This is a genomic window from Enterococcus sp. LJL98 (genome assembly GCF_054871745.1).
The window spans coordinates 51382-69830 of sequence record NZ_JBTXLU010000005.1 but is presented as its reverse complement, the minus strand read 5'-3'; the positions used below and the strand labels follow the sequence as shown (position 1 = coordinate 69830).

Annotated in this window: 18 protein-coding genes; 1 reads left to right on the top strand and 17 read right to left on the bottom strand. The window is 35.8% G+C overall.

The features are described from left to right. Positions 1 to 24: 24 nt before the first annotated feature. The 17 genes from ACYSNO_RS05660 to ACYSNO_RS05580 form a co-directional block, all read right to left on the bottom strand. Positions 25 to 756, bottom strand: coding sequence for a CDP-alcohol phosphatidyltransferase family protein (locus ACYSNO_RS05660; RefSeq protein WP_461730107.1), 732 nt, complete (start codon positions 754 to 756; stop codon positions 25 to 27). Beyond that, positions 753 to 2207 carry a flippase gene (locus ACYSNO_RS05655; protein WP_461730106.1) on the bottom strand — a complete coding sequence of 485 codons (1455 nt, stop codon included), beginning with the start codon at positions 2205 to 2207 and terminating at the stop codon, positions 753 to 755. Before ACYSNO_RS05655 ends, ACYSNO_RS05660 begins: the two co-directional genes overlap by 4 nt. Before the next feature lie 493 nt (positions 2208 to 2700). Then, positions 2701 to 4101, bottom strand: coding sequence for an N-acetylmuramoyl-L-alanine amidase (locus ACYSNO_RS05650; RefSeq protein ID WP_461730105.1), 1401 nt, complete (start codon positions 4099 to 4101; stop codon positions 2701 to 2703). 28 nt (positions 4102 to 4129) lie between these two features. Continuing rightward, entirely contained in the window at positions 4130 to 4969 is an 840-nt protein-coding gene (gene rfbD / locus ACYSNO_RS05645) for a dTDP-4-dehydrorhamnose reductase (RefSeq protein ID WP_461730104.1), read from the bottom strand. A 54-nt stretch (positions 4970 to 5023) separates the two neighbouring features. Further along, the gene (gene rfbB / locus ACYSNO_RS05640) at positions 5024 to 6052 is read right to left on the bottom strand and encodes a dTDP-glucose 4,6-dehydratase (RefSeq protein ID WP_461730103.1); all 1029 of its coding nucleotides are present in this window, start codon (positions 6050 to 6052) and stop codon (positions 5024 to 5026) included. Positions 6053 to 6065: 13 nt separating this feature from the next. Further along, on the bottom strand, positions 6066 to 6638 hold the full coding sequence (gene rfbC / locus ACYSNO_RS05635) for a dTDP-4-dehydrorhamnose 3,5-epimerase (RefSeq protein WP_461730178.1): 573 nt from the start codon (positions 6636 to 6638) through the stop codon (positions 6066 to 6068). A 10-nt stretch (positions 6639 to 6648) separates the two neighbouring features. Continuing rightward, on the bottom strand, positions 6649 to 7518 hold the full coding sequence (gene rfbA, locus ACYSNO_RS05630) for a glucose-1-phosphate thymidylyltransferase RfbA (protein ID WP_461730102.1): 870 nt from the start codon (positions 7516 to 7518) through the stop codon (positions 6649 to 6651). 37 nt (positions 7519 to 7555) lie between these two features. Next, complete coding sequence (locus ACYSNO_RS05625; RefSeq protein WP_461730101.1) at positions 7556 to 8506, bottom strand: glycosyltransferase family 2 protein; 951 nt, start codon at positions 8504 to 8506, stop codon at positions 7556 to 7558. Between the two features lie 8 nt (positions 8507 to 8514). Next, positions 8515 to 9771 (bottom strand): O-antigen polymerase, encoded by a 1257-nt coding sequence (locus ACYSNO_RS05620; RefSeq protein ID WP_461730100.1) that lies wholly within the window; start codon positions 9769 to 9771, stop codon positions 8515 to 8517. Positions 9772 to 9789: 18 nt separating this feature from the next. Next, on the bottom strand, positions 9790 to 10662 hold the full coding sequence (locus tag ACYSNO_RS05615; RefSeq protein WP_461730099.1) for a glycosyltransferase family 2 protein: 873 nt from the start codon (positions 10660 to 10662) through the stop codon (positions 9790 to 9792). Between the two features lie 21 nt (positions 10663 to 10683). After that, a complete protein-coding gene (locus ACYSNO_RS05610; protein ID WP_461730177.1) occupies positions 10684 to 11310 on the bottom strand; it encodes a sugar transferase in 627 nt (208 codons plus the stop codon). 153 nt (positions 11311 to 11463) lie between these two features. Then, a complete protein-coding gene (locus ACYSNO_RS05605) occupies positions 11464 to 12390 on the bottom strand; it encodes an LCP family glycopolymer transferase (protein ID WP_461730098.1) in 927 nt (308 codons plus the stop codon). Positions 12391 to 12600: 210 nt separating this feature from the next. Next, positions 12601 to 13455, bottom strand: coding sequence for a glycoside hydrolase family 25 protein (locus tag ACYSNO_RS05600; RefSeq protein WP_461730097.1), 855 nt, complete (start codon positions 13453 to 13455; stop codon positions 12601 to 12603). A gap of 51 nt (positions 13456 to 13506) precedes the next feature. Continuing rightward, entirely contained in the window at positions 13507 to 13725 is a 219-nt protein-coding gene (locus ACYSNO_RS05595) for a DUF2922 domain-containing protein (RefSeq protein ID WP_461730096.1), read from the bottom strand. 22 nt (positions 13726 to 13747) lie between these two features. Beyond that, entirely contained in the window at positions 13748 to 13954 is a 207-nt protein-coding gene (locus ACYSNO_RS05590) for a DUF1659 domain-containing protein (RefSeq protein ID WP_461730095.1), read from the bottom strand. Between the two features lie 83 nt (positions 13955 to 14037). Continuing rightward, complete coding sequence (locus tag ACYSNO_RS05585) at positions 14038 to 14508, bottom strand: RNA polymerase sigma factor (RefSeq protein ID WP_461730094.1); 471 nt, start codon at positions 14506 to 14508, stop codon at positions 14038 to 14040. Positions 14509 to 14808: 300 nt separating this feature from the next. Beyond that, on the bottom strand, positions 14809 to 16734 hold the full coding sequence (locus ACYSNO_RS05580; protein WP_461730093.1) for a sucrose-specific PTS transporter subunit IIBC: 1926 nt from the start codon (positions 16732 to 16734) through the stop codon (positions 14809 to 14811). Between the two features lie 215 nt (positions 16735 to 16949). Between ACYSNO_RS05580 and ACYSNO_RS05575 the strand changes: the two genes are divergently transcribed. Then, positions 16950 to 18446 (top strand): sucrose-6-phosphate hydrolase, encoded by a 1497-nt coding sequence (locus ACYSNO_RS05575; RefSeq protein WP_461730092.1) that lies wholly within the window; start codon positions 16950 to 16952, stop codon positions 18444 to 18446. Positions 18447 to 18449: the final 3 nt, after the last annotated feature.

Here is an 18449-nt window from a genome sequence, read left to right as displayed (position 1 = left end):
ACTATTTGACGAACAACCCATGAATCATTCGTTATGAAACTTTCTAACTAATTGAGTCATTCCTTTAAGATTGAAAATAAAAGTAATGAAAATATTTAGTATTAAATAGACATAGACAATATTGGTACCCACCCAATAATCAATAAAGAAAAAAAGAACACTAAATAAAATAAAATTTGGATAAACCATAAAGAGGCTCGCAACAAATAAAATAAATTCTTTTAACGACCAATTTGTAGAACTACTCGATCTGATTGATTTATTTTCCGCTTTCAGATTGATAACAAGATCCAATGTGTTTAAGTTTCTAGTTAAATAATCAAGTAAATTACTTAAAAGAACAAGGACACTCAAAATGTAGAAAGAATAGCGATTGAGTTGTACAAGCGAACAAAATAACGCAATACCAAACAATGGATGGTTAATTAAATGCGCCATATAATCCAGCTCTTTTCCATATTTTGAAAATTTTTTAGTATAACGTGCTACTTCACCATCTGAACAATCTAGTATAAACCACAAGTGGATAAATAATACTCCTAACACTTTAATGTAAGTATTTGGCATTGCAAACAAGACTGCTCCTAAAATACCACTGTAGATCATATGTAAAGTAATTGTATTCGGTTTTATTCCCTTTTTAATATAAACACTCGATAAATATGGAGAGATTCTTTGTGATATTAAAAACGATGCTAAAAAAAATTCTTTTAAAGATGGTTTATTCTCTTTTTTTATTTGCTTGGCTGTATTCATTTTTTTCCTCTTTCTCCTAAAAATACATGTATCTCTTTTCTATAAACATAAGTGATAATGATCATATTTATTAGATAGATTAGTACTCCGTAGACAATAATTTGAAGGATATGGCTGTCTATATTAATGACTTTTGATAAACCTCCACCAATTCCCCAGTTTACAATTGATAACAAAATAATTTGTAAAACATTTTTAAAATCATATGAAAAAATACCTAGTAAAATTTTTACTTCTAAAATTGATAGGATATTATTTAAAATAATACTGACCCCTGTTGCAACGGCAACACCAACAATACCATATTTTCCAATCAAAAGATAATTCAAAATAACATTCACAACTAACGATGCTATACTATTATACAATATAAATTTTGCATAATTTGTCATTGTGAGTATTGAACCAATAGGACCAGATATCGCGTCCACTAAAAATGAAAAAGCTAAAATGACCAATACCTTTTTCCCTGTACCGGTTGCATAAAACTCACCAAATATTGATAATAAATTTCCACTTTGAAAAACGAAAATAAAAAACATAGGAATAACTAAATATGTCACAATTTTAACTATTTTTTTCATTTCTTCTTGAATTTCAAATAGTTTATTTTCATGATACAGTTTTGAAATGATTGGCCAAAAAGCAATAAAAGGACTAATAAAAACTCCTATTAAAGCGACATAGTTTTGGCTCACTTTATAGATTCCAACGTTTACTAAATCTAGATAACTAGAAATCATGATACGATCGACGTTTTGAAGTAAAATACCTATTCCTGAGACAAATAGAACAGTAGAAGAATATTTAATAAATTCATTCTTAACTTTTTTCTCTAGACCAATTACCAATTTATATTTATTTCCTAAAATTCTATTAATACTTAATAATCGAATGAATCCCATAATAAATTCACTAAAGATAAAACTCCAAAGTGCTGCCTTTAGCGACGAAATACCACCCATCACTAAAGTAATAAACAAGATTACTTTTAAGATATTGTTTATCACGTCATTCAGTATGGTAACTTTTACCACAAAACCATTTCCTTGTAAGAATCCATCAAATATCATCACAACCGTTCGAATAACTGACATCGCAATAAAAAGATAAATACCATCTGCACTAAATCCTAGTTTATCTTTTAAAAAAAGAACAATCACTGATAATACTATAATCAATATTGTTGAAATAGCCATTGATAACTGTAGAAAACTATTTGACTGCTGTCGATCATTTTTATTTTTGGCTATTTCTTTAATCAAATTTTGATCCATACCAAAAACGGCAATAATTGTAAATATTGAAGAATAAGTCAGATACATGGTATATTCTCCGTAAGATGCGGGCTCAAGCATTCTTCCTAAAATTATTTGAAATATAAAGGCCACCCCTAAACCAAAGACTTTCAGGAAAAATGTACTCCCAGCTTTTTTATATAACCCATCCATTAATACACCACTCTTTTCTCTATAATATTTCAAATATATTTTTTTCTAAATTATTCATCAAATTAATGTAGATTTCAACACTCAATTACTGAATTTAGCTTATTATTATATTTTTTTGTATTTTCTCTCCGATCATTTATACAATAATTTGTATCTAAACTAACACCTTAGCTTAATTTTATCGAGTTATTTGTAAAACATTATTGATTCTGGTACTTTCTAAATAGCGGATAAACCATAATTGCACCATCATTCTTCTTGTCGTTTTTTTTATCCTCATAACAAATATTATATTCCTCTTTAGTAAACTCACTTGTAACATAACCAGAATATAAAACAAAATGAATTAGCATAATCATGGAGTAGCGTTCGCTTGATTAGTATCGATATTAGTATTTTTATCATCGAAATATTACTAATTATGTCAGTGTTTTCCAAGCTCAAGTCAACATATTCCTTAGTAATTGATGATACTGCTGACCTTTTGACTTGGTCAATTTCTCACCATAATTCCCGATGAATTAAAGTAATACCATTTATCTCCAATTGATATCCAATCCTTAGCCATTGCACCATCTGGTAATAGATAGTACCAATCATTTCCTTCTTTAATCCAACCTTGCTGCATCACTCCTGATTGATTAAAGTAATACCATTTACCTCCAGCTGATATCCAATCCTTAGCCATCACACCATCTGATAATAGATAGTACCAATCATTTCCTTCTTTAATCCAACCTTGCTGCATCACTCCTGATTGATTAAAGTAATACCATTTACCTCCAGCTAATATCCATCCCTTAGCCATTGCACCATCTGATAATAGATAATACCAATCATTTCCTTTTTTAATCCAACCTTGTTGCATAATCCCTTTAGAGTCAAAGTAGTAATACTTACCACCTACTTCTAGCCAATCTTTAGCTAATTTTTTCTTTTCTACAAAGGACCACTTACCTGTTTCAAGTTTATGCCAACCAGTTTTCTTTACTTCTTTTCCATCAGGTAATATCACACTCAAGTTCTCATACTCATATTGAACTAACTCATAAAACTGTTCCATTGAGTAACCAAATTTTGAAAAATAACCTGTTGGGTCACTATGATTCGTTCCACCTAGATAAGTACTAACCTCATGATGGCTCCAAATGGTACCAGAGATGTCTCCTTTTTTCTTCTTTGGTCTACTTGGTTCTAAATCAAACTGTGCTAATTTACTTGCTGCGTAATAAGCATCATTTAAAACAGATTTCATAAACGCCGTACGATTATCTGGATGCTCAACTAACTCGATATGCAAAAAATATTTATTGGCTTCACGACCTGCACCCCAAGCACCATAGCTTGGATCATGGATTTCAATGATTTGACTTTGATCAACAAAAGCATGAACAAAGGCATTACGCCAATTACGATCCATGTATGAAATTTCACCTTCAATTGTCGATTTTGGGTTAGCCGTTTCATGGATTACTATACCATGCGGCTTATTTTGTGTGCCACCATTCAGTGATTGATAAGGAAACATTGAGTACTCTCGCCAATCTTCTTTTATCTTCGCTTTTTTAAATGTTCCATTATTTACATTGTTGATAATTTCTTGGTTCATTTTACTTGATCGACTTCTAGCATTACTTGTATCGACTGGTGCCTCTACTTCTCCTGGATTGATCTGGTCCCCTATTAAATCATCTTCATTTGGATCTAGTGGGAAGTAAGGATCAATTCCTCCTTCACCATTCATTAACTCTGATATGCTTAATTCGGTTGAGTCTACAGTTGTTGAAGTTTCTGATATATCTGTTGCATAAACAATCAACGAATTTGATACTAAGATTGAAATAATAAACACTGTCGTTAACATTTGATAGATTTTATTTTTTTGATTAAACAATTTTCATCCCCCTATAGACTATTTCTTCTTACTTTCTCTTTAAAAATTGATTTAAAGCTTCTTCCCACCTTGGAATCTTAAACCCAAGAGCCTCGCTCTGACTTAAATCCATGATTGAGTACTGTGGACGCTTTGCTTTTTGAGGAAACTCCTCAGATGTAACTGGTGATACTGTTATATCAATATTCTCTTTTAAGATTTCTTTCGCAAATTCATACCATGAACATGATCCTTGATTAGACAAATGATAAACACCGTAAGCTGCTGGTTTTTCAACAACAAATTGCATAAACTCTGCCAATGTTCGCGTCCAAGTTGGTCTACCTACCTGATCACTAACAATCGTTAAACTATCTCTTGTTTCTGCTAACTTTTGCATCGTATACACAAAGTTATGCCCGAATTCTCCAAAGACCCAAGAAGTCCGAATAATGTAATACGAAGACATGATTTCTTTGATCACTTCTTCACCTTCCAATTTAGACCTTCCATACTCATTTTGTGGGTTGGTTGGGCTATCGGTTTGATATTCACCAGTTCTGAGTTCCCCATCAAAAACATAGTCTGTACTAATATAAACTAGTTTAGCATGTAACTCTTGTGCGACTAAAGCAATATTTCTAGTGCCTTCCACGTTCACTAAAGTATTTAATTCTTTCCCTTCATCTTCTGCGTTATCAACAGCGGTATAAGCTGCACAATGATAAATAACCTTTGGATTTAAATGACGAATAAAAGAAGTGACTTGTTCTTGATTCGTAATATCCAGTTCGTTTGTTGTAGTCCCAATATAGGAAATTGATTGCTCATCAAACAAGCGGCATAGCTCGGTTCCTAACTGACCATTTGCTCCGATAATTAGATTCATTTTATTCTCCCTTTCAAAAAAGCAGGATTTCTCCTGCTTTACCTAGCTATTTAATTATTGTCCTTGCTTCGCATAGTTTTGTTCAACAGCGTCTTTCTCTGCTTTCCACCACTGTTCATTTTCTTTATACCATTCGATTGTATCTGCTAGTCCTTCACGGAAATTCGTGAAAGAAGGTTCCCAACCTAATTCATCTCTTAATTTCATTGGATCAATTGCATAACGTAAATCGTGGCCTGGGCGATCAACAACATGTTCATATGCATCTTTCGGTTGGCCCATTAATTCTAGTAAAAGTTCCATTACATCTTTATTGTTTTCTTCGCCATCAGAACCAATTAGATAAGTTTCTCCCATTCGCCCTTTATTCAAAATCGTCCAAACTGCAGAGGAATGATCGTCGGTATGAATCCAATCACGTACATTTTTTCCTTCACCATAAAGTTTCGGACGAATCCCACTTAAAACATTGGTAATTTGACGAGGGATAAATTTTTCAATGTGTTGATAAGGACCATAGTTATTTGAACAATTGGATAATGTTGCACGTAACCCAAAAGAACGAACCCAGGCTTTTACAAGTAAATCAGATCCTGCTTTTGTTGCAGAATAAGGGCTTGAGGGATTATAAGGCGTTGTATCAGTAAATTTTTCGCCTTCTCCTTCGCCTTGTCCGGGTAAATCTTCTCTTAATGGTAGATCTCCATAAACTTCATCTGTCGATACATGGTGGTAACGAACATCATATTTACGACAAGCTTCGATTAGTACATATGTTCCAATCAGATTCGTTTGAACAAAAGGAAAAGGATCTCTTAGTGAGTTATCATTATGAGATTCTGCAGCATAATGTATCACTGCATCGGTCTCCTTGATTAATTGATCGACAAGTTCGGCATCTGCCACGTCACCAACAACTAAAGTCACACGATCTTCTGGGAGACCTGCTAAATTTTCTTTATTCCCTGCATAAGTTAATTTATCTAATACGGTCACATGAATTCCTGGATGATTGTTCACTACATAGTGAACAAAGTTTGAACCAATAAATCCTGCACCACCAGTTACAATAATTTTTTTCAATGATTTCTTCTCCTTAAATAGCTCCATAAACAAATGGATTTTCTTTTTCAAACTCTGCTAGAGTTGGATGTTGTTTATCTTTTTCAGATAAAATTGCCTTTGATAAGTCAATTGGCCAAGCAATTTCTAACTCTGGATCATCAAAAGCAATTCCAGCATCCGCTTCATTGTTATAATAATTATCACATTTATACAAAAAGTTTACATTTGGAGTGAGCGTCACAAAACCATGGGCATACCCCTTTGGAACTAGTAATTGACGATGGTTATACTCAGATAGAATATAACCTTCTGATTTACCATAAGTTGGTGAACCTCTACGAATATCGACAATCACGTCTAAGACGACTCCTGAAGTCACACGTATGAGTTTTGTTTGAGCAGCTTCTCCTTTTTGAAAATGGAGTCCTCGAATCACACCTGCTTCAGCAGATAACGAATGATTGTCTTGTACAAATTTAAAATCAATCCCCACATCTTTAAAAGCTTCTTTAGAGTAACTCTCTGTAAAAAATCCACGATGATCCCCAAAAATGGCAGGTTCAATAATTTTAACATCTAATAGATTCGTTTCAGTTACTTTAATTTTTTCCATTTTATACTTCACCTACTAGTCTTAGTAAGTATTGTCCATATTGATTTTTCTTTAATGGCTGGGCAAGCTCAAGTACTTGCTTCTTAGTAATGTATCCCATTCGATAAGCAATTTCCTCTAAACAAGCAACTTTTAAGTTTTGACGTTTTTCAATTGTTTCAATGAAAAGCGAAGCCTCTAGAAGAGATTCATGAGTTCCTGTATCTAACCAGGCAAAACCACGCCCCATAATTTCTACGGATAAATTACCACGATCTAAATACGCTTTATTAACGTCTGTAATTTCCAATTCTCCTCGGTGAGAAGGTTTTATATTCTTCGCGATTTCTACCACATCATTATCATAGAAATATAAGCCAGTTACAGCATAATTAGATTTTGGTGATTCTGGTTTTTCTTCAATTGATAAGGCACGCATTTCATCATCAAATTCAACAACACCAAAACGTTCAGGATCATTTACATGATAACCAAAGACCGTTGCTCCCTCTTCTTTTTTAGCTGCACGTTGAAGAATTTGTGATAACCCTCCACCATAGTAAACATTATCACCTAAGATCAAGCAAACACTGTCTCTTCCGATAAATTCTTCACCTATAATGAATGCTTGAGCTAATCCATCTGGATTTGGTTGAATCGCATACTCCAATTGAATCCCTAACTCTTTTCCATCACCCAACAATTCTTCAAATCTCGGAGTATCTTGTGGTGTTGAAATGATTAAAACTTCTGTAATTCCAGCAAGCATTAAAATTGATAACGGATAGTAAATCATTGGCTTATCGTAAATTGGCATTAGTTGTTTAGATGTTGCTTTTGTTAAGGGGTACAAACGCGTCCCTGATCCCCCTGCTAAGATGATACCTTTCATTGATTAAAACTCCTTATCCTAATTTTATTCAGTATTTTTAATTTCTCGATTTTTTTTCTGTCACTTGTTTCCTTACTCGCTTATTATAAAATGTATTGATTAGTATAAAAACAAGGTTTTTCAAAAAACCTTTTTTCTTAAACTTTTGGAACCATTTATGATAAAAGAAAGGCGACTGTTTAGTAGACAAGATCGAAAGATAGAACTCAATTTCTTTTCTCTCTTTAACAGGCAGAGAATCAGAATAGACGTCTAGTAGTTCTTGAGCTTGGACGTATGCAGCGACAACTGCCGATAGTACTTTATCTAAATTATAACCACTCTTAATTTTAGTTATCATTGATTGTGCTCCGACTTCGTTGTTTCCGTGTTGACGGTACAAGATTGTTGGCATATCTAACAACACAACTTTACCGAATGCTGCAGCCACTAACGCAATCCACCAATCATGCATTAAAATATGTTCTGCATTTGGTTGCTTTAAAATAAGTTGCTTTAACGAATAATTTAAAGCAGTTGTACAACCAGTTACTGAATTTTGCACCAACAGTTCTTTTAAGTGATCTTCCTTATATAAGTTTTGCGATTCAATCATCGAGCTATCTATTTTCACTAGGCTTTGATTGACAATTTCTAAATCTGTGTGAACACAAACTGGTAAGTCACCTCGCTCTTCTTTTTTCAAAAGGTTTAAAGTATCTGCTACTTTATTAGGTAACCAAAAATCATCTTGATCACAAAAAAAATAATAGTCACTTTCAACTGCTAAAAGAAGTGATAAGAATGATTTTTTTACTCCCACATTTTCAAGACTCATCTCTGATAAATAAACAATTCGTGAATCTTTCGACACATATTCATGAATGATTTCTTCTGTTCGATCTTTTGAGCCATCATCTCGAATAAAAACTTGCCAGTTTGAATAACTTTGATTAATAATTGATTCTAATTGTTCTGCAAGATAATCTTGCCCATTATATGTTGACAACAGTATTGCTACTTCCGAATGAATTTTAAAAACCTACTTCCAATACTATATTTTTTCTCAAAACTTAAAACAAACGGGAATGTTAACTGAAAAACAAGACCTGTATAACTCAAAAAATTAGTGAAAAACAATAGAGCATACATCGTACACACTAGTGAAACACCAATGTTAACATACTCAGCAGCATTCTTTTTTAACAAACTTACATAAAGAAAAGGAAAAATTGAAATCACAAATAAATATAAAAACATTCCTGTCCATCCATATCGTGGATATATCTCATAATATGAAGTACCTACTGTCAACTCTGTTTTTACTTGATAGTTACTAATAACTGTAGGATTCATTCTTTTTGATAACGTTTCAGGCAGAAATGTTATTTTAATAAAATCGAAGAAGTTGTCTCGCTCTTTTCCTCCTATCTTTCTATGCTCATCCATATTATGCTGTAGATTGGACAAAGGAGTAGTCACATATGTATAAAACCAAAAGAACTCTTTAGGTATAAAACTCTGTCTAAAAGAATTGGTAGCCTCCCCAACATCCATAATTATAGCGGAATCTGTAATACTTCTTTGTTGTTTATAATCAGAATTAATTCGATAATTTCCAAACAAACCAAATACATATAAGCAGAACACCATCCCTACTATTAGTATTGATACAACTTTCTTATTAAGATTAATTTTATTATATCGAGCATATAAGCAGACACAGCTGATTATAATCATGACAATCATTCCTCTGTTTATCGTTAAAACAAAAGGTGCTATAGCTATTGTCATTGAAACATATATTTTTTTTTCTTTTCGATTATAAATACTTTGTTCAAAGAGTATCAATATAAAAAAGTAACTAACTGTTAATAGTAGCACATGAAATAGAGGTATCCCATATTCAATATATTGAATACTCCCCCATCCAAGTGAATTAAATAATGGATAGCCCTTCAAAACAACACCTTCAAGTAATGTTCCAAATAAAATAAAAATAGATAGAAAAATATATGATTTTTTATATTCATAAAACCTTATTCTTTTACTATTTTCAATTACATTATTCTCAAAAAAATAACCTAAAAAAAGAAATAACAAAATATTAAACAGCAAAAAAATTCTTAACTCCCAATCAAGAGAATTAGTTAATCGAGACCAATCGAACTGATAGATTATAAATATTGTTAAAAAAATAAAAGAAAATAAAAAATAAGGATTAAAAAAATTTATATTTCTTTTATTTTTTATTAAATCTATTACTTTCCCCACTATTTTACCACCTTTATTTTAATTATTTCCATAATAATATCCAACCTTATGCCCTATAAATTTTGCTGCATTTCTTAAAACTGATTTTGGCAATAAAAAAACTTTTCGTTTTTTTATTAAAAAAGAAAGTTCTCCTAAAGCTAAACTCAATCCATTACTGGTTGTTTTGCCATATTTCTCTAGTACGTGTGCTTGTTTCTTATAAAATTTCCCGATTTCTTTATATCTCTTATATTCATCAACCATATTATAATTATGGGTATGGTAAACTCTGGCCTCTGAGCAATAGCCAACACTATAACCCGATTGAACCATTTTATGTGCCACCAACATATCTTCCGAAACATCTTTTGAATCTTCAAAAAAATCAACTTTATTCAACAATGCTAGATTATAAACCACAAAAGCATCCGAACTGAATATTGTTTTAATTCCGTATTTTTTTACATCTTCTATTTTTCTCTTATAGCTTTTATCAGGATAATTGAACTTACGAGCATAATACTCAAATAAGTCTCCTTTTGACAAATCAACTTCCTGTTTACCATAAGCAAGTCCTAACATAGAGTCTGATTGTATGAATTTTAATAACTCTTGAAGAGCATCTTCTTGTAAATAGACATCTTGGGTCATAAATATTAAATAGTCATACTCCTTTTCATAAAACTCAATACCGATACGTCTACGAGTTCCACCATGACTAAAATCAGATTGCTTTATCATCTCAACTTCACAATTAAATTCCTTTGCTAGTTCAACGGTATTATCTATTGAGGAGGAATCAATAATTTTTATAGTACTTAAAATTTCTCGTTGCTGATTTATTAATGCTAATACATCTCTAAACTCTTCTCCTGCATTATAAGTTGGTATTACTAATGCGACTTTCAACTTTTTCTCCCCTACCACTGTTTAATATGCGCCATTAGGCTTAATCATTACCCATATTGTTTTCAACATTATTAAGATATCATTTTTCAAACTTAATTTTCTTATATATTTTAAATCTAATTCTACCATTTCGTTAAAATCTAGATCATTCCGCCCACTCACTTGCCATAGACCGGTACATCCTGGTTTAATCGCAAGTCGTTGTTTATCATATTCCGTATATTCACTCACTTCTCGTTCTAACGGCGGTCGTGGACCTACTAGACTCATATCTCCTATAACAACATTCCAAAGCTGAGGCAATTCATCAATACTAAATTTACGAATGACTTTTCCTACTTTCGTAACTCTAGGATCCTCTTTCATTTTGAACATAGCCCCTTCGATTTCATTTTCAGAAAGCAAGTCGTCTAATAATTCTTCCGCATTCGTCACCATCGAACGAATCTTATACATTTTAAATTCCTTTTGATCTAGACCAATTCGAGTTTGACTAAAAAAGATTGGTGCTTTTGGGTCTTCTAACTTCATAAGTATAGCAATAATAAGAAAAAGTGGCGATAGAACAATTAATCCTAACAAACTGCCTACAACATCCATCACCCGCTTAACCATGAAAAACCAATATTTTCTTTTAACAAGTTTCATATCAACTTTTCTCCCTTGTCCTTCTATAAACGAAACGGTTGTGGCTCTTTTTTGAACGGTTTCTCGTTCCATCCTTATCCCCCTTATCCACATGTAAATACCACGACAAATAAATTAATCGTGGCATTCAATCGACTCCTCTTATTTTGAGTATTATTTTATATTCATTTGATCTTTTAGTTCTGCTTGAATACGTTGTAATTCTGACTCACTAATTCTTTGATAGGAAACACCGTCTTGCATAAAGCCTTCTCCTTGAAGCTGGTCCATTTGAATCGTTTCGAATGCATCGCGGTAATCTAAGGCTATTTTTTGCATCATGTCAAAATCCATATCCGTCTTCATATTGATCGAAACTGCGTCTAAAACAGCTTTATACTGCGTGACACCGGAGAATGTTAATAGTTGTCTCGCAATTCCTTCTACAACCATCCGCTGGCGTTCTTGTCGACCATAGTCCCCTCTTGGATCATCATAACGCATTCTGACAAATGCTAAGGCTTGATCCCCATTCAGACGAATTTGTCCGATATCAAAAGAAACACCTTCATTTGTAAATGCCAGGTCATTATTTACTGTCACACCACCGACAGCGTCTACGAGGTCTTTAATCCCTTTCATATTAATCGCTGCATAATGGTCAATTGGAATATCCAAGTATTTTTCCAAACTATCCATTGACATTGCTGGTCCACCAAATGCGTAGGCATGGTTTACTTTATCTTCGGTTCCGTAACCAACAATCTCCATATAGGTATCTCGTGGAATGCTGACAATTTGCGTTTTGTTGTCTTCTGGACTCACGGTTGCTACCATAATGGCATCTGAACGTCCAGTATCTGTCCGGCCTAAATCGCCCGTATCAACTCCAAGTAAGAGCATTGAAAAAGATTCTTTCTTATTCAAGTCAACTTCTTTTTTCCGTTTCACTCCTGTGTCGCTTCGTTGGACTGTTTCATACGTATTGTCCATGCTTCCTTTGACATCAAAGTAGACTTTTGCGACGACGCCGGTTACACCAACAACTAAGATTAAAAGGACCACTAAAAAACCGATGAAAAACTTTTGTAATTTTGACATTTCATTTCCCCCAATTATTTGTAGATTGGACTTTTCATGTTTCTTTTATGTATCTAATATTTCACAAACTCCATTGTTTTTGACCTTTTCAAAAACCTATAGAAATAGTATACGTTTTTCAAGGTCAAAAAGAAAGACTGTTCATTTGAACTATCGTATATTTTAATCTAAAAATAAGAAAAAGCACCCTTGACGGATGCTTTGTTAACCTCACTTAATCTGTTTGACATACTCCTGTAACATTCCAAGGGCGAGATAGGCGACTGTTTGATCGTTTCTTTTTTGTTGACCCCATAAAAAACCGTCGTTTATTTCGACTTTTTGGATTAAGACGTGCGCGCCTTTTTTTAGTAAGGCGATGCTTGGTGATTTGGTCGATGGGGATTTTCTTAAATACACGTCGTAAAGTAATTGGTAAGTGGTTGGCATGTTTTCCTCCTTTTCGATAGAGGGGACTTGACTAAAATAATCTTTGAGTTGCCCTTTGGCGAGGCGATTAAGATCTAAATCGCTCGAATAGCCTGGCAAGCGACCTTTATCGGTGTATTGATGTAAATGATACTGATTGGTTGCGGTTGGATTACTGCCATGGTACTCACCTGTATTTTGTCCGTATGTTGGTAGCCAGATGGCATCAAACTGCTCGACGGCTAGATTCAATTGCTGATACAAGTGATTGGCGATGTAGGCACCAATTTTTTTCGCACCTAAGCTTTTGAGTTTTTTTCGGTAGGCTTCGACACCTTGCCGCATGGGAGTCATCGAGAGTTCTTCTACGTCGAGCCACCAAAAAGTTGGTTGAAAAACTTTGGCTCGGCGATAAAAATCGGCCGCTTCTTGTTCCATCTCTGCGAGTGTTCGCCCACGAACCCATGCATAGACTGCCGTTGGGATGCCTCTTTTTTGGAAGGCTTTGAGATGGGTTTGATAATGTTTGTCTTCGTAACTTGATCCGTATTGTACGCGCACGATGACACCGTCAATTTGGGCGCTTAAGCGGTCGTAATCGATTTGAGTGGGGACTTGCCACTCGCTGATATCGAGGATGATTGGTTTGGGTTTCATTCTTTCCCTCCTAAAAAATGGAGCCTCTTACGAAAAAGGCTCCATCTATGATTATTTATTAAAAAGGGGTGTCTCAATCGTTTCGACGTATTTCGCACTATCCACCCCTTGGAAGAGTGCCACGCCTTCTTTTTCGAATAAATCGAGCGTTGTGAACTGCGTCATCGCAGCTTCGACTGCCTCGGCAGAAAGTTCAGTTGAAGCAACTTTCGGAATGAGTTTATGTTTTTTTCCTTCTTCGTTTAAAAATGTTAAATGTAATTTTTTCATGTTTTTTTCCTCCTAGTTATTATTATTTTCTGTATTCAAATTCAACGGTTTCCAACATGCTATCAAGGGAACTATTTTCTGGATCAAAGCTTGCGACCACTTCACCTAGTGCGAGAATTGCTTCTTCTGAGGCATCTGCTTTGACATTGCTAAAGCTTTGTTTTTGTAGCTTCTCTTCTCCTTCGACGCTTAATTGAACGGTTAGTTTTGTTTGGTTGTGTGTTTTCATTTTGGTTCCTCCTCATTTTGTTTTGTAAGTTGCGCGCCTTACACTTCTATAAACGAGAGTTTGCTCGAAAATGTCACACTTTTTCAAAAAAAAGTTTGAAAATGTTTTCGAAAATATTGTCGATAACGACTCCGAGCCTGACGTGACAAGCTTTCTTCTTCGATGAGGTCCTGACATTTCTTTTGATCTTTTGGAGAAAGTTGTCCGTAGAAACGTTGAAATTGGTCTTGAATGGCGAGTTCTTCCCACTCAGTACCTTCGTCAGGAAGATAGTTTAACCGTTCCTCCGAAGTTTCTTCGATGACGATGGCTTTTTTACGTTTCAAATCAACCATGCGCCAAAGCAGATGGCGAAACAAGTAGGTAATCTCATTGGCCATTTCAAAATGCCCACGACTAGGATAGGTTTTTGCTCGTAGGTAAAAAGCCAGTCGTAATTCTTGTAAGTGATCTTCATAGTCGGCTTGTCCGGGAAAAATACCACAGCGTTGCAAGACTTTGTAAAACAAGCCTTCGTAGTCTTGAATGAGTTGATTCAATGCTTCTTCTTCCATTTGTTTGTCCTTTTAATTTGTATTCCTCGAGGTGACTCTAAGTTAACAAAATTCCAGAACAAGCGCCTGTTACGTTTTGGCTTTTAAGGGCCAGTATTGGCCAAAGTTTGTGAAATGGATTTCCCGAAACATCCAAAAGTCAACCTTCTTTTGCTTTCCGACTTCACAAAGAAGGGGATTTTTGACCCTTTTTTCGCACTTTTGGCCATTTGTCGATTTGACTTTCCCGTTCGTTTATGCTAGAGACAAAAAAACAACGAAACAGACTGCCAAATGCAGCCTACTTCGTTGTTCTTGTTTCTATGCTCGAATGGAAAGGACCGTTTCTCCAGCTGTCACTGCGTCCGCTTCTTTCGGTTGGACTTCTGCGAAATCATTCGTGTTGGTTACAACAAGTATGACGGTGGCGTCATAGCCTGCTGCTTGAATGGCTTTTCGATCAAAGGTTCCTAAGAGTTCCCCTTTTTTGATCTTGTCTCCACTCTTTTTATTCGTTGTAAAGTGTTCCCCTGCTAGATTGACGGTATCAATCCCAATATGGATTAGAACTTCCACACCGGTTTCCGTCTGCAAACCGTATGCATGTTTTGTTTCATATACGACTGCTAATGTGCCATCCGCCGGTGCATAAACTTCATCGGTTTCTGGTTGAATGCCGATTCCTTTGCCCATCATTTCTGAAAAAAAAACAGGGTCGTTGACGTTTTTTAATGCAAGGGTTTGTCCACTGACAGGAGCACCAATCCTTGTTTGCTGCGTGTCTGCGTCAATTCTTGTTTCTTTGCCGACGCGCTCTTTTTCTCCTTCGATGTTTGCCTGTTGTTTCTTCCCATAAAAATAGGTTAGAGTAAACGCCAAAACAAAACTAATGGTTCCACTAATTAGAAAGCCTTTGACTGAAGGGGCAGCGATTGAAATAAAGCCGATGACACTTGCTGGCCCCATTGAAACAGCGAGTACGTGAAATAAACCGATAAAAATACTTGCGATGCCTGATGCAATCATGGCACAAATGAAAGGATACTTTAATTTTAAGTTGATCCCAAAGATTGCCGGTTCGGTAATTCCGAGTAAGGCAGAAATACTAGCAGAAGAGGCCAGACTTTTTTCTTTTTCATTTTTACTAATCAAGAAGACAGCTAATGTAGCCGCTCCTTGCGCGATATTTGCCATGGAGGCAATCGGGAAGATGAAAGAACCGCCTGTTTTGGCCACTTCAGCTAACAAAGTGGTTTCGATTGCCGGGAAACTTTGGTGCAAGCCCGTAATGACGATGGCAGAATAGAAGGTCCCAAAGACACCCAAACCAATCGCACCGGTTGTTTGATACAACCAAACGAGACTGTCGGTCAATCCATCAGACACCATGCGCATGAAAGGACCAACAATGGTGAAGGTCAGTAAGCCGGTAATAATAATTGCCAGCATTGGCGTAAAGGTGAAATCAAACACTTGCGGAATTCGTTTATGAAAAAACTTTTCTAAATTCGCTAAAATAAAGGCAACGGCTAAAACCGGTAAAACAGAGCCTTGATAGCCTGCTTGAGCGACTTGTAAGCCAAAGATATTCCAATAAGGCATGGTGCCTTCTGCTAAGGCATTGGCGACTCCGTAACCATTGACTAGATCAGGCATAACCATCGCCATGGCCATCGCTGCTCCTAAATAGCCATTCCCACCAAAACGTTTTGTGGCTGAAAAACCAACTAAAATAGGTAAAAAGGCAAAAGGCGCAGAAGCTAATAAGTTAATAATTCCGGCAAAATCTTTAATGGCTGGGAACATTTCAACTACAGACAAGGGCCCAAATAAATCTGGTGAGGTTAAGACGTTGTTAATCGCCATTAATAGACCACCCGCGACTAAAGCGGGAATTAAAGGAACAAAGATATCGGATAATACTTTCACCAGCGCCATGACAGGATTTTGTTTTTTTCCGTTACTTGCTACTTCTTTTAAGGTTTCCGTTGACGTGCCTTCAACCTTCGTTAATTTTAGCAATTCTTCATAAACCTTATTGACATCCCCTGGGCCAATAATAATTTGGTACTGACCGTTTGTCTCAAACGTTCCTTTGATGGCTGGATTGTCGTCTAATGCCGCTTGATCAACGAGACTCGAATCTTTTAAAACTAAACGAAGACGCGTCGCACAATGTGCCGCAGCGACTAAATTCCCTTCCCCTAATGCCTCAATAATGGCTAGGGCCACTTGATGATGATTCATTTTATTTCCTCCTAGAAATGTAATCGTTTTTCATTTATTATAGCGCAGCTTTCTCAATTGTCAATCGTTTGACATTTATATTTAATAATCATTCTAAAATCAGTCATTCATCTTCGTATAACAACTAGAATCTAAATGTTATACGCTTGACAATGTTCCTTATTTACACTATCTTTAAGGCAAAAGAAAGATTGAATAATAAAGGAGTTATCTTCATGAATCTCAATGAATGGACAACAAAAATGCGTTACCAGCCCTATCAAATGTGGGACAAAGAATACTTGACCTCGCTTGAATCCATGGTTCAACAATCGTCTTGGAAGCTGGATTACCATATTCAGCCAACGAGCGGCCTCTTAAATGATCCCAATGGCTTTGCTTATTTTAATGGTCAGTGGCATTTATTTTACCAATGCTATCCTTATGGTCCCGTTCATGGTCTAAAATCTTGGTATCATTTGACTTCTGATAATTTGGTTGATTGGAAAAACGAGGGCGTGAAGTTAGAACCTAGCAATGCCTACGACAGCCATGGCGTTTATTCAGGAACAGCATTGCCTATGGGAGACCAACTTTTCCTCGCTTATACTGGGAACGTGCGTGATGAGAATTGGAATCGTTTTGCTTTTCAAATGGGCGCGATGATGAATCAAGACAAGCAAGTGACGAAAATCGAAACACCCCTTTTGCCCAACCACCCAACGGGTTATACCGATCATTTTCGTGACCCCCAAGTGATCCCCTATGGCGATGGTTATTTAATGGTGATAGGGGCGCAAACAGAAAAAGAAGAAGGCAAGGTGTTAATTTATCAAGGTCGCACCCTTTTTGATTGGCAGTTACTTGGAGAACTCGATTATTTAGCTGCTTCTGCAGGCTTTATGGTTGAATGTCCGAACTTGGTCTTTATTGACGAACGACCGGTTTTAATTTTTTGTCCGCAAGGCATCGCCAAAGAAACATTGGATTATCAAAATATCTTTCCGAATGCTTTTGTGATTGGCGATCGCTTCAATTTAGATACCTTAACGATTGAAAATCCCCAGCCGATTCAAAATTTAGATGCCGGTTTTGATTTGTATGCCAGCCAAGTAATGCAAGCACCTGACGGACGAGTATTAAGCGTTGGTTGGGCTGGGCTTCCTGAATTAACGTACCCAACGGATGCAGAAAATTGGGCGCATTGCCTAAGCCTCGTCAAAGAATTGACGATAAAAGACAATCAACTTTACCAAACTCCTGTCGCTGAACTCACCAGCTTACGTCAAGAGCAAACCACGCTGGCAGGTACTTTAACAGCTATCAAACCTTTAGTGCCAACGAATACGATCAACCGTTATGAGTTACAGCTTCATTTAGACGAAAACTGCCAAGGCCAGTTACATCTTTTTGCTGATGCGCAAAATCAACAGGGTTTCACCCTTCATTTTGACGGAATTAATGGTAAAATGAGCATAGACCGCTCGCGCGTGAGCCATCGCCTAAATGAAGACTTCGGTACGACTAGAAGCCTCTCACTTGAGCCTAAGCAGGCCATTGATTTACAAATTTTTGTGGATCAGTCCATTTGTGAGATTTTCGTTAACGGTGGGCAACACGTGCTGACTTCACGCGTCTTCCCTTCCGAAGGCGAAACACAACTCTTAATTGAAGGGCACTCAGGAACTTACCGGGGAAGTCATTGGCAATTACGGTCATCATTTACTCAATAAGGA

Excerpts from the sequence above, each read along its gene's own strand:
- ACYSNO_RS05660 (WP_461730107.1), bottom strand. The coding sequence starts at position 756 with ATGAATACAGCCAAGCAAATAAAAAAAGAGAATAAACCATCTTTAAAA.
- ACYSNO_RS05655 (WP_461730106.1), bottom strand. The coding sequence starts at position 2,207 with ATGGATGGGTTATATAAAAAAGCTGGGAGTACATTTTTCCTGAAAGTC.
- rfbD (WP_461730104.1), bottom strand. The coding sequence starts at position 4,969 with ATGAATCTAATTATCGGAGCAAATGGTCAGTTAGGAACCGAGCTATGC.
- rfbA (WP_461730102.1), bottom strand. The coding sequence starts at position 7,518 with ATGAAAGGTATCATCTTAGCAGGGGGATCAGGGACGCGTTTGTACCCC.
- ACYSNO_RS05610 (WP_461730177.1), bottom strand. The coding sequence starts at position 11,310 with ATGAAACTTGTTAAAAGAAAATATTGGTTTTTCATGGTTAAGCGGGTG.
- ACYSNO_RS05605 (WP_461730098.1), bottom strand. The coding sequence starts at position 12,390 with ATGTCAAAATTACAAAAGTTTTTCATCGGTTTTTTAGTGGTCCTTTTA.
- ACYSNO_RS05600 (WP_461730097.1), bottom strand. The coding sequence starts at position 13,455 with ATGAAACCCAAACCAATCATCCTCGATATCAGCGAGTGGCAAGTCCCC.
- ACYSNO_RS05595 (WP_461730096.1), bottom strand. The coding sequence starts at position 13,725 with ATGAAAAAATTACATTTAACATTTTTAAACGAAGAAGGAAAAAAACAT.
- ACYSNO_RS05590 (WP_461730095.1), bottom strand. The coding sequence starts at position 13,954 with ATGAAAACACACAACCAAACAAAACTAACCGTTCAATTAAGCGTCGAA.
- ACYSNO_RS05585 (WP_461730094.1), bottom strand. The coding sequence starts at position 14,508 with ATGGAAGAAGAAGCATTGAATCAACTCATTCAAGACTACGAAGGCTTG.
- ACYSNO_RS05580 (WP_461730093.1), bottom strand. The coding sequence starts at position 16,734 with ATGAATCATCATCAAGTGGCCCTAGCCATTATTGAGGCATTAGGGGAA.
- ACYSNO_RS05575 (WP_461730092.1), top strand. The coding sequence starts at position 16,950 with ATGAATCTCAATGAATGGACAACAAAAATGCGTTACCAGCCCTATCAA.